This is a genomic window from Herbivorax alkaliphila (assembly GCF_030848475.1).
GTDB lineage: Bacteria > Bacillota > Clostridia > Acetivibrionales > Acetivibrionaceae > Herbivorax.
The window spans coordinates 18,476-30,970 of sequence record NZ_JAVDDS010000027.1 but is presented as its reverse complement, the minus strand read 5'-3'; the positions used below and the strand labels follow the sequence as shown (position 1 = coordinate 30,970).

Annotated in this window: 12 protein-coding genes and 1 pseudogene; 2 read left to right on the top strand and 11 right to left on the bottom strand. The window is 31.6% G+C overall.

The genetic code is table 11. From position 1 onward, the window contains the following. Positions 1-23 precede the first annotated feature (23 nt). Positions 24-863 carry a hypothetical protein gene (locus RBH29_RS11020; protein ID WP_306696878.1) on the top strand — a complete coding sequence of 280 codons (840 nt, stop codon included), beginning with the start codon at positions 24-26 and terminating at the stop codon, positions 861-863. Between the two features lie 96 nt (positions 864-959). Next, complete coding sequence (locus tag RBH29_RS11015) at positions 960-1,415, top strand: hypothetical protein (protein WP_306696877.1); 456 nt, start codon at positions 960-962, stop codon at positions 1,413-1,415. A gap of 88 nt (positions 1,416-1,503) precedes the next feature. Here RBH29_RS11015 and hemB read toward each other — a convergent pair whose 3' ends face one another. The 11 genes and pseudogenes from hemB to cobM form a co-directional block, all read right to left on the bottom strand. Continuing rightward, positions 1,504-2,463 carry a porphobilinogen synthase gene (hemB, locus tag RBH29_RS11010; RefSeq protein WP_373463326.1) on the bottom strand — a complete coding sequence of 320 codons (960 nt, stop codon included), beginning with the start codon at positions 2,461-2,463 and terminating at the stop codon, positions 1,504-1,506. A gap of 83 nt (positions 2,464-2,546) precedes the next feature. Beyond that, on the bottom strand, positions 2,547-4,073 hold the full coding sequence (gene cobA / locus RBH29_RS11005; RefSeq protein ID WP_306696876.1) for a uroporphyrinogen-III C-methyltransferase: 1,527 nt from the start codon (positions 4,071-4,073) through the stop codon (positions 2,547-2,549). A 2-nt stretch (positions 4,074-4,075) separates the two neighbouring features. Beyond that, entirely contained in the window at positions 4,076-4,963 is an 888-nt protein-coding gene (gene hemC, locus RBH29_RS11000) for a hydroxymethylbilane synthase (RefSeq protein ID WP_306696875.1), read from the bottom strand. Next, entirely contained in the window at positions 4,950-5,582 is a 633-nt protein-coding gene (locus RBH29_RS10995) for a precorrin-2 dehydrogenase/sirohydrochlorin ferrochelatase family protein (protein ID WP_306696874.1), read from the bottom strand. The genes hemC and RBH29_RS10995 overlap by 14 nt, the downstream gene beginning before the upstream one ends. A gap of 73 nt (positions 5,583-5,655) precedes the next feature. After that, a complete protein-coding gene (locus RBH29_RS10990; RefSeq protein ID WP_306696873.1) occupies positions 5,656-6,432 on the bottom strand; it encodes a cobalt-precorrin-6A reductase in 777 nt (258 codons plus the stop codon). 16 nt (positions 6,433-6,448) lie between these two features. Further along, positions 6,449-7,180: a precorrin-3B C(17)-methyltransferase gene (cobJ, locus tag RBH29_RS10985; protein WP_306696872.1), complete on the bottom strand. Its 732-nt coding sequence runs from the start codon at positions 7,178-7,180 to the stop codon at positions 6,449-6,451. 2 nt (positions 7,181-7,182) lie between these two features. Then, positions 7,183-8,454 (bottom strand): glutamyl-tRNA reductase, encoded by a 1,272-nt coding sequence (gene hemA / locus RBH29_RS10980; RefSeq protein WP_306696871.1) that lies wholly within the window; start codon positions 8,452-8,454, stop codon positions 7,183-7,185. Beyond that, a complete protein-coding gene (gene cbiG / locus RBH29_RS10975) occupies positions 8,451-9,527 on the bottom strand; it encodes a cobalt-precorrin 5A hydrolase (protein WP_306696870.1) in 1,077 nt (358 codons plus the stop codon). Before cbiG ends, hemA begins: the two co-directional genes overlap by 4 nt. 180 nt (positions 9,528-9,707) lie before the next feature. Then, a complete protein-coding gene (locus tag RBH29_RS10970) occupies positions 9,708-11,054 on the bottom strand; it encodes a DUF2254 domain-containing protein (protein ID WP_306696869.1) in 1,347 nt (448 codons plus the stop codon). Positions 11,055-11,084: 30 nt separating this feature from the next. After that, a pseudogene (locus RBH29_RS10965) lies at positions 11,085-11,540 on the bottom strand (ATP-binding protein); the annotation flags it as partial. A 214-nt stretch (positions 11,541-11,754) separates the two neighbouring features. Then, positions 11,755-12,492 (bottom strand): precorrin-4 C(11)-methyltransferase, encoded by a 738-nt coding sequence (gene cobM, locus RBH29_RS10960; RefSeq protein WP_306696867.1) that lies wholly within the window; start codon positions 12,490-12,492, stop codon positions 11,755-11,757. Positions 12,493-12,495 lie beyond the last annotated feature (3 nt).

Below are 12,495 nucleotides of genomic sequence, written 5' to 3'. Positions count from 1 at the left end.
CTTAAATACGAGGTGTTGAAATTATGAAAAAATTAAACAAACTGCTATTAGTGGTTTTAATCTTAAGTATAATAATGAGTTCTGCTATTTATGTATTAGGAAATACTAATATCAATACTAATAATAGAGAGAAAATTGATCAGACAGTTGATAGCGAAATACATGTTAAGTGCAAAAATGATAAGTTAGACATAAAGTTAAAGTATGATTATTCTCTTAATTTACCTAACTCAAAATCAAAAATTCATACATATACTAATGAAACAAAGGATGAATACTTCGTTGATGAAAATCAAAAAATAGTTGGAGTACATTACAACCAAAAAGAGTTAAACAGAAAGCCAAACCTCAATGTTAATCAGCTAAAAAAAATAGCACAGAAAGAAGTAGAACGTTATATAGACATTAAGGATTATGATTTCGAAACATATAGATATAGTGAACACCTACAAAACTATACCTTTGTTTGGACTAAATACATAAACAAAATTAAAACTGTAGATTCTATTCAAGTTACTGTAAACAACAAAGGTGAATTAATCTCTACAGTTATGCCACATGTTGGGCTTTTTGATGCTAACGATAGAGAAAAAATAGAATTATCTAAAAATCATATAAATAAAAAAGAAGCAGATGAACTTCTAGATAAGGCTATTAATAATAACTTTAGTAAATTAAATGATTTGAACCTAAATAATTATTCTATTTTAGAAAAAGAACTCTGTTTCATAAAAAGCAGAGAACTTGTATGGAAATATTATATCAGTTTGGAATATTATAACACAGACAGCAGAAATGATTTATCATTAGGCGAATACATTTTAATTGATGCTATATCAGGAAAAATTATAGAAATGCAATAAATTAAAACTCAAAAACCAAAAAAGGAAAATACTGCATTGACCTTTTTTGGTTTTTTCTTCATAATGTTATTAAAGGAATGAAAGGATTGATAATGTATGAAAAAATTAGTTATTTCAATTTCTATAATTATTACAGTAGTTGTTTTAGCATATATATTCATTTTTATGTCCTTAAATATACGGTTACCAAAAGAAGACGAAGTATATGGTGCAAGAATTTACAATGGGTTGACAGAAAAAACTGTTTCTATTGATGCTGATGAGGCGAAAAATATTTTATCAATATTAAAAGAAAACAATAGACTTGAGCTGGTTCCAACCTCATCAGCTTTTAGTGTTAAAATAACATTAATAGGAACTAATGAAAATGATTTATTTGATATATATGTAAGGTCAAACATTTTCTTGGATCCTATTAAGAATTCTGAAGAACGTATTTACTATGTAAGAATAAATGGAAGTCAATATGTCGTAGATAGAGAAATATATTTGTATCTATATGAACTGGTGAGAAAATATAATTTTCCTTTTAAAAGAGAAAAATCAGAATAATTCAGGGAAATAATTTCAATTTGTAATATACAGCATTTAAAACCTCCACTGCTCAATACACAACTTGAGGGTTTATTACCTTTTTTCCTTAGAGCCACTTAGATAGTTCTTTTGCATAGTATGTAATTATTATTTCTGCTCCTGCCCTCTTTATTGAAGTAATTGATTCTAACACAACAGACTTTTCATCTATCCAGCCCTTTTGCGAGGCTGCTTTTATCATTGCATACTCACCACTTACACTGTAAGCAGCAACAGGCACGTTAAAGCTGTTTTTTACTTTGCTGATTATATCAAGATATGAAAGTGCAGGCTTTACCATCACTATATCTGCACCTTCTTCTATGTCAAGTTGGACTTCTCTTAAAGCTTCCCTTACATTTCTATAATCCATCTGATATGTTTTTCTGTCTCCAAACTGAGGACTGGACTTTGCTGCATCTCTAAATGGTCCGTAAAATGCCGACGAGTACTTTGCACTGTAAGCCATTATAGTCATATCAGTGTAATTGTTTTTATCCAGCACCTCTCTTATATGTCCTACACGCCCATCCATCATATCAGATGGTGCAACAATATCAGCCCCAGCTCTAGCATAACTTAGAGCTGTTTTTGAAATAAGCTCTACAGAAGGGTCATTTATGATTTCCCCATTTTCAACAATACCACAGTGTCCGTGACTGGTATACTCACAAAGGCAAACATCTGCAATAACTAATATGTGTGGAAATTCTTTTTTTACAGCTCTTAATGCCTTTTGAATAATACCTTCTTCATCATAAGCTCCTGTACCCATTTCATCCTTTTTATCAGGTATTCCAAATAGGATTACTCCTTTTATGCCACTTTTACATACATCCTCTATCTCTTTTAAAAGGTTGTCAATGGAAAACTGATATATTCCAGGCATAGATGGCACTTCGTTTCTGATGTTCTCCCCTTCTACTACAAATAGGGGATAAATCAAATCATTAGGCATTACTACAGTTTCTCCTACCATATCTCTCATTTGTTCATTTATTCTAAGCCTTCTTGGCCTTTTTATAATATCCAAAATAACATCTCCTATAGTTAAATTATAATCTAACGTTCAACTCGGGGACGGTTCTTGAATTGAATGAGTTATTCAATTCAAGAACCGTCCCCGAGTTGAACGAGTTGAATGAGTTGAGTGACTAGACCTGCTATTGTGTGTTCATCTGCTTGCCTTGCTACATTGATGCCATTTTCAATTGCTGTCTTTGTTGTAACAGGTCCTATTGATATAACTTTTGTATTTGATAGTTTGTCTAAATTTTCTCTGCCTACAGCTTTTATAAAATTTATAACTGTAGATGAACTGGTAAAAGTTATAAAATCTATTTTACCTTTTTTAAATAAGTCTAAAAGTTCTTTTCTGTCTTCTATAGCAGGGGAAGTTTTGTATACAGTAACATTAGTTACGTTATTTCCATTTTCTAATAATCCATCTAAAAGTTCTTTGCTTCCTATGTCTGACCTTGCTAGAAGTATTCTTTCACTAGGAGTTATAACTTTTTTCATGCCTTTTAAAAGTTCATCTGTAGTGTACTTATCTGGCATATAATCAATGTTTATTCCTATTTTCTCAACTTCATCTGCTGTCACTTTGCCAATAACAGCAACTTTTAAATTATATAAACTTCTTACATCTATTTTTTTATGTCTTAGCCTTTCAAAAAAAGCTTTTACCCCATTTGGGCTAGTAAATACCAGCCAATTGTAGTTTCTAACATTCTCTAAAATTCTATCAAACTGGTCAAAAGAATCTGGAGGCTCTATTTTTATAGTTGGAAACTCTAGAGCTTCCCCACCTAAGTCTTCAATCATATCAACAAGTCTGCTTGCCTGCTCTCTAGCTCTTGTGACAACCACCCTTTTCCCCCTAAGCGTCCCCTTCAAAAACCAATCTAGTTTTTCTCTAAAGTTTACAACCTCACCAACTACTATGGCTGCAGGAGAACTTACCTTCTCTTCTAATACTTTATGTGAAATATCTTCAAGAGTGCCTGTTATTGCTCTTTGATCAAAAGTTGTTCCCCTTTCCACAACTGCCACAGGAGTTAATCTTTTCATTCCATTTTTGATAAGATTTTTAGAAATATTAGGAAGGTTTTTGACCCCCATAAGAAATACTAAAGTTCCTCCAATCTTTGCAAGCTCTTTATAATTTATGCTGCTTTTTTCTTTTTCCTCTCTTTCATGTCCTGTAATTATGTGCAAAGATGAACAGCACTCTCTGTGGGTTACTGGTATTCCAGCATAGGCAGGAACAGAAATTGCAGAAGTTATACCAGGTATTATTTCAAATTCTATCTTATTTTCATATAGAAAAACGCCTTCTTCCCCACCTCTTCCAAATAAAAAGGGATCTCCTCCTTTTACCCTTGCAACTATTTTACCCTTTTTTGCTTGTTCTACAAGAAGTCTGTTTATTTCATACTGTGAAAGAGAATGATTATTAGGGGATTTTCCTACAAATATTTTTTCTGAATTATCTTTTGCAAAATTTAAAATTTTTCTTCCAATAAGTCTGTCATATACTATTACATCTGCTTTTTTTATACACTCAACTGCCTTTAAAGTAATAAGTTTATAATCTCCAGGTCCTACACCTACTATGTAAACTTTTCCATTCACTATTACTCTCCTCCAGACTCTAATAATATATCTGCAAGTTCTATACCCATTTTTTTCGAATCATATTTACTACCTTCTAAAAAAGCTCTTTTAACTTTACCTCTATGTACTAACATTCCATATAACTTCATGTTATCTCCCTCTATAACAGCATGTGCTGCCATAGGAGTGGAACAATCTCCATTAACTCTTTTTAAAAATGCCCTTTCTGCCCTTGCCTCTAAAGCTGCTTTTTCACAGTGTACACTCTTTAAAAGATATTCAATATCATAATCCTTGCGAGTTTGTATTGCAAGAATCCCCTGACCTACAGAAGGAATCATTTTATCTATTTCAAAATACTGTACTATTTTTTCTTCTAACCCTAGTCTATGAAGTCCTGCTGCTGCCAGCACTATTGCATCATACTCTTCTTTATCAAGCTTATTTAATCTAGTGTTTACATTTCCTCGAAGGGTTTTAAAATGTACATCCTCCCTTATGGCCTTTATCTGAACTTCTCTTCTTACACTGCTTGTACCTAAAACAAAACCTTCTTTTTGCTTATCAAGTGTAAGCTTTGACACTGTTATCAATGCATCCCTCGGATCTTCCCTTTTTGATAGGACAGATATTGCAAGTTCATCAGAAAGCTGTGCTGGCATATCCTTAAGGCTGTGAACTGCAAAATCTATTTCTTTATTTATAAGTGCTTTTTCAATCTCTTTTATAAAAAGCCCCTTACCTCCTATTTTGTCAAGCTTAACGTCAAGTATCCTGTCCCCTTTTGTCTTTATACCAATTATCTCAAACTCTAAATGAGTGTACTTTTTTTTAATTTCATCTATAACCCATTTTGTCTGAGCCATAGCAAGTGCACTTTCTCTGCTTCCAACTCTAATTTTCTTCATTTTTATATACCTCAAATAAATTCTCTATTTTTACTACCTCAACACTTCCTTCATTATTATCCAATATATCTAAAAGATCATTTAAAAAACACTTTCTTTTATCTTCATTTTTAATTTCACCAATTGCCTTTTTTCTATATTGTTTTAAAAGATTAAAGTAATTATAGTCCTTACATTTTAACATCTCATCAATTTCAACCCTAGTCTTTTTTGTCAGTGAAGGACAGCTTCCTGAAGTTGATATTCCCACTACCAGCTCATCACGTCTTACTATAGAGGGAAAGAAAAAATTACAACTACTAGGACAGTCAACAACATTAATAAATATATTTTTTTTCATTGCTTCTTTATGAATCTTTTCATTAACACTCCTGTTTGAGGTTGATGCAATGGCTAAAAAAGCTCTTTCTAAATCATTTTCCCTATACTCTCTTTTTATGTAATTAAGCTTCCCTTCCTTACTAAGCTCGATTATATCTTTTTTTGCCCAAGGACTTATAACCTTTATATTAGGCTCAAACTCAATTAATGTCTTAACTTTTCTTGTAGCAGTTTCCCCACCTCCAACAACCACACATTCTTTTCCTTTAATATCAATAAACAAGGGAAAATATGCCATAAACACACCTCTTTATTAATAATGTTTAATCTTATTCTAACACTTCACCTAAAGCCTCGAAGTTTAGCTTTAGCTAAACGAGTTCACTTAAATTTTTTATAAAATCTACTACTTCAAAAACCTCACTTACTTTATTTATGTATTCTATTTCTGGTCTTTTAATCATAATCACTGGTATTTCTAGTTTTTGTGCCGCCTTTACTTTTTCTAACGTGCCTCCAACTTCACCACTATCCTTTGTTACAACAACTTTTGCATTGCAGTGCTTTATCATTTCCATATTCATTTCCAATGAAAAAGGTCCTTTGACGGCAAAGATGTTTTGTGCAGTAAGCTCTAATACTTCACACTTTGAAATCACACTGCTATCAGGTAAAACTCTTGCAAAAAGCCTGTCTTTAAAGTTTTCTGTATTATTTACAAATACCTCTATATTATTACTGCCAACAGTTAATAGGATGTTCCCTTGTATTTTATCCCCTTTAATTGATGCTTCTTTATAATCATCCACATAAATAATTTTATCATACTTAAATTTTAAACTCTCTCTTTCATATCTCACATATGGCACACCTAGCTTTTGACACACCTTTATTGCATTTGTTGAAACTTTTTTTGCATAGGGGTGTGAAGCATCTACAACACTAGTTGCATCGGTATTTTCTATAAGGCATTCCATTTCTTCTAATCCCATTTTACCTTTTACTATCTCAAGTTTTTTATATTCTTTTAAAATGTCAGCACCGTAGTCTGTTGTGACAGTAGCTGTAACAGATGTATTTAACTTTAACAACTCATTTATAATTGTTCGGCTATCTAAAGTACCTGATATTACAATTATATTTTTCATTTCTTCACTCCCTAACTTAAAAAATATAACCTCTAGGTGTAATAATCCGTCCATTTTCAACATAGGTTTTTGAATTTCCTACTATCACCACTGTAAACATATTTATCTCAAAGGAAAGCATACTTTCTAAATCAGTTACAACAATACTCTCTCCCGCTCTTCCTGCATTTGTCACAATACCAACAGGGGTGGCACCACTTTTATACCTTAAAATAATATCCCTTGCTTCATTTATGTAATTACTTCTATTTTTACTCTTTGGATTGTAAAAGCATATAACAAAATCACCTTTTACAGCACATTCTATTCTCTTTTTTATAAGTTCTAATGGAGTTAAAAGATCACTTAAGCTTATTACAGAGAAATCATGCATAAGTGGTGCACCTAAAAGAGAGGCTGCTGCTGATACAGCAGTAATTCCCGGTATCACTTCAACAGAAATTTGAGCCTTAGACCTTTTTAGCACCTCTAACATCAATCCTGCCATGCCATATATACCGCTGTCTCCACTACTCACAAGGGATACAGTGTACCCTTCTAAAGCTTTCTCTAAAACAGCTCTACACCTTTCAACTTCTTTTTTCATATTTGATTCAATAAATTCTTTATCTGGAAAATGCTCTTTAATATATTCTATGTATCTAAAATAACCTGCAATATAGTCTGAATCCCCTAAAGCTTTTTTAGCCCTAGGAGTCATGTCTTCCATTGAACCAGGTCCCATTCCCACTACATAAATTTTTGACATTTTTATTTCTCCCACTCATTATTAATAACGCTGTTTAAACATTTAAAATATGTACTCACCTCATCTACACTTCCACATTCCTTGACACTGTAAACAAATTTATTCATAATTTCATTGGCTATCCCTTTAACCAAAACCTGCATAACCTCTCGATCCTCTTTATTACAAGATTCTAACTTTGAAAAACCTTCTTCTAATCTTTCATCAACAAGATTTTGTACATATTTTCTCACATCTTTCATTACAGGAAAAACATTTCTTACCTCATACCATCTTTCATATTCAACCAAAAACTTTTCAATTATTTTTTCTGCCTTTGATACTTCAAGAAGCCTTTTATCTATATTTTTATCTACGGTAATTTTTAAATTATCCATATTAAAATATTCAATGCCTGAAAGCTTTTCTACAGCCAAATCTATATCTCTTGGTACAGCCAAATCCACTATAATTCTTTTTTTATAATCTATTATATTTTTTTCTAGCATGTCCTTAGTTATTGTATAGTGAGGACTTGATGTAGCACTTATAATAATGTCGCACTCATTTATCACTGAATATCTGTCTTTATAATCAATTGCCAAAACATCGTCATATTGTTTTGACAAACTGTCTGCTTTTCCATGAGTTCTATTTGTCACATAAACCTTACCTACATCTTCACTCATTAAATATTTAAGTGAAACAGCTCCTATTTCTCCTGTACCTACAACCAATGCACACTTGTTTTTAATATTTCCTTTAAAATAATCTTTTACAAGCTTTACTGCTAAAGAGCCTGCTGATACTGAATTTTTAGAAAGTGCTGTAAATGTCTTAACTTTTTTTGCACAGGTTATTGACTCTCTAAAAAGAGTATTTAATACATCATTGCCTGTGCCGCATTCTAAAGCTATAAAATGAGCATCTTTTACCTGTGCTAAAATCTGATCTTCACCTAAAATTTGGGAATCCATTCCACACGCTACTTTAAAAACATGCTCTACAGCTTTTTTACTTGTATAAAAGTAAAAGTGTTTCTTAAAACTATAAAGGTCAAACCCCTTTATTTCACAGAGTATTTTTTCAATTTCTCCTCTGTAAAATGTTGAGTTTTCAGAATGTATGTACACCTCTGTCCTGTTGCAGGTAGAAAGAAGCACGCAAGCCTTTACTTCAGGTATTTTTATTATTTCTCTTAGAACTTCCTGCCCACTCTCCCTAGTAAACTTAAGTTTTTCACGTATATCTATCGATGTAGTTTTGTGATTTATTCCAGATACAAATATATTCATATGTTAAATTCCATCTCCACTTCACCAAGAGCCAGTGTTATGCCCTTATAAACTGTCTTTTTGCAAATAAGTTTTGTTTTTTCTTTAGCTAAAACAGCACATGGTTCAGCTACACTTAAAACCCCTGTCTTTTCTTTTACAAAGGTTGACGGTGTAAACTCCCTTTCAACCGCCTTAATGCTGTCAATTGGAACGATGCAAAGGGGAATTTTTTTATCTTTAGAAAGTTCCAAAAGTCCCTGCTCATCTTTTTTAAGTTCAATAGTGGCAAAGTTTTTTATAGATTTTATACTTCTATTATTTTTTTTCAAAAAATCTTTTAAAGCATTTTCAATATCATTTTTAGAAGTCCCCTTTTTGCAACCTATTCCCACTACTAAATTTACAGGTCTTATATATAAGGCATTTTTTCCTTTAATATCACTTCTATTTGATATTATTACAAAGTGGCTTTCATCATTTAATTTTTCTGTCTTTACAATATTATCAGGAATAACTCCTTTTATCTTATAGTCAGAGTACAAAAAAACTTTATGGTCATTTACAAGCCTTGAACTTATATATTTTAAATATTCCATATTCTCTATTATACAATCATTTTTCTTTGCAAAAACATCAAATGAAACTGTATTATTTACATCAGTAGCCGTTGTTATAACAGGAACTGCCCCTGTTATAGAAGATATCTTACAAGCCATTTCATTAGCCCCTCCAATATGTCCTGCAAGAAGGCTTATAACAAATTCTCCTTTTTCATCCATTACAAGTACTCCAGGGTCAGTCTTTTTGTCCTCTATATAAGGTGCAATAGATCTTACCACTATACCACATGCCATTATAAATATAAAAATGTCATAGCTTTTAAACACTCTTCCCACAAAGCTTGTAAAATTCTCATCTATAGGTAACAGCTTATCATAATTAAAGTCTCGTATAAACTCATTTTTTATATAGATATCCCCATTTGTTCTTTTGCCCAATTTAACTGCTAGCTCTGCCCCCTTCTTTGTCAAAGCCACAACACAAACCCGGACAGGGGGACGGTTCTCTTGTCTTACTTTTTTATAAACCATTTCATCACTGCCTTAAGTAAGTTATAGATATATTCTATTTTACACTTAAGATGAAATCAAGTATTTGTTTATTTAAATACTCTATCTTCTATTAAGATGAATTACACTTCTTATTTAAAGTCTGGTTTTTTATCTTTAGCATAAACTTTCGAAAAAGTTTTAAAAGTAATAAGTTTTTACTTATTTTCCATTTGAAAAACCACTGATAACTTCGTCAAATCTTACTCTTTGACTTGTTTCCATTGCCAGCTGATATGCTCTCTCTTTTATAAATTTTATTTCTATAGGTGCCTTTTTGGAAAAATTAATACCTGATAATATATACCCACAAAATGCCCACACTTCATTTTTAATTAGTGAATTATTGCCCTTTGCAATGGTTATCAAAGAGCTTAAAATTGCATCTAATACAGATAAATCTTCTAGCCCATAATGTTTTATCTGATAAAAATGATAAAATAATAGCTTTTCAAAAGTTAAACCCTGTACAATCACTCTCTCTTTTTTGTTCTCATCATGATATATCTTTGCCTCTAAAGCTTTTGCTGATTTTTGAAGAAGAAACCCCAGTTTTTCAATGCAAAAGACCGCAGTACCAGGATCGTTAATCCCAGGCGATAGTGCTCTCACTGCAATTTCTACAAGTTTTTTTGTTCCAGCTCCAAGGTCTTCATAAAGATTTGTTTCATCCCCTATCATAACCATTTCTTTAATAGCTTTCGTGCATTCTTCTATTGATTTCACTGACTGATATCTATAAACCTTTATTATTACTGTTTCTTCTAAAACATGATCCCCAACCTTTTTTTCACACCATATTAAAACATCATTTTTCTTAGCATATTCATATAGTTTTTCTTCATCATACAACTGGATAAATCCTGATCTTTCTGTTTTTATATCAATTGATGGTTGGTTTGAAAGTTTTTCTAAACTATCAAGGGTCTTTTTAGAAATCCTCCCATCCTTTTTTATAATATTATCCTTTTTTTCTATCAAAAGATTGGTTTCCTTACTTAAATTCTGTATGTATATATTTATTCTAATTGATTTAGAAATATAGTGAATTAAGTATGCAAACAAAACAATTGCTACTATAAAAAACACAACACCAAAAGCAGGAGATATCATAGGTGTTTGGAAATTTGAAGGCTTGGTGAAAAATAGAGAAATTAAAGAAAATGTTATTACACCTATATAATACCCCATTATTTTTTGAGTAGTTTTCTTTTCTAAAAAATCTTGCAAAGTTCTAGGCGACAACTGACTGCTGTAATTAGTAAGAACAATCATCATAATAGAAAACGTAAGTGTAAGCATAGCAAGTAAACTTGTAACTGTTGTGGAGAATATTGTTATAGCTGATTCTCTTTGGGTTAGCAATGTTTCTAAAACCTCAAAATAACCATTGTACAAAATATAATTATCAAAGTATGCAAAGAAAATAGCTAATGCTGCAAAAAGCAAAGTATATAAGCTAATAAAGAAATACATGTTTCCTTTAATTTTAAGAATAATTTTTTGCACTTAAGACTCCTTCCATTATATAGTCCTATACTAGGTTTCTAGCAAAAATTCTATAATATTAACCTGCTTTATACCATCTTCTCCTATTGGAAAATCGTCCATTGAAAGAATTAGTTTGGGATAATTATCATTAATCTTTTTTAGTGGCTCAATTTCTCTTTTGAAAGTAGATGGATCTATTACGCTAGCAGCAACCTGATAGTATATTTTTTCATCTCCCTTTTGAGCTATAAAATCAATTTCTTTTTCTCCTACTTTACCTACGTGTACAATATAACCTCTACGTATAAGCTCTAAATAAACAATATTTTCAAGTATGTGTCCAATATCCGTGTTTCTATCACCAAGTAAAAGATGACGCAACCCAATATCAACAAGATAGTATTTCTCAAGAGTTTTAAGGTATTGCTTACCCTTAACATCGTACCTGTCTGCCTTATACAAAATAAAAGCATCCATCAAACCTTTTATGTAGTTCTCAACTGTAACAGAGGTTGTCTTTCTTCCATTTTATACAGCATTATAGCATATATGTATTTTAACAACAATAGTTTTTATATTTGACTATAAAAACTATTTAAAATAATGCTTTTTTTATATCTCAAAGTAAATTTTAATTGTAGCTTTTACTTATTTTTTCCGCAATACAAAAACTTTATGCCTGTAATTTTTTTGTATTATATTTCTTACTCTTGCTTTATTATTTCCTAAATTCATGGCTAAAGTTTTTGTCATAGAGCTTTGACAGCTCATATTCATCACCTAAAAAATCTCCCACTACCACTAAAGCTGTCTTTTTTATACCCTCTTTTTCTACTAAACCTGCTATATTTTCTAAAGTCCCTCTTACTATTTTCTCCTTTGGCCAAGAAGCTTTATACACAACTGCCACAGGTGTTTTATCTTCATATCCGCATTTTAACCTCTCTACAAGCTCAGACATCATATGTACGCTTAAAAATATAACCATAGTGGCATTATGTTTTGCTAATAATTCAATCCTTTCCTTTTTCGGGACACCAGTTCGCCCTTCCATCCTTGTAAGAATTAATGTCTGTGTCACCCCGGGAAGTGTGTACTCCTTTTTTAGAGCTGCCGCTGCCGCAGAAAAAGCACTTACCCCTGGTATTACTTCATAATCTATTCTAAGCCTTCTAAGCTGATCCATCTGCTCACGAATAGCTCCATATATTGAAGGATCTCCAGTATGAAGTCTTACAACTAGTTTGTTTTTTTTATCCTTCATTACTTTTATTACTTCATCAAGTGTCATCTTAGCACTGTTATATTTTTCACAGCTTTCCTTTGACCACTTTAAAATCTCTTCATTTACTAAAGATCCTGCAAATATTATAACATCTGCCTCTTCAATAAGTTTTTTCCCTTTTACTGTTATAAGTTCAGGATCTCCTGAACCTGCTCCTACAAAAACTACCATAAT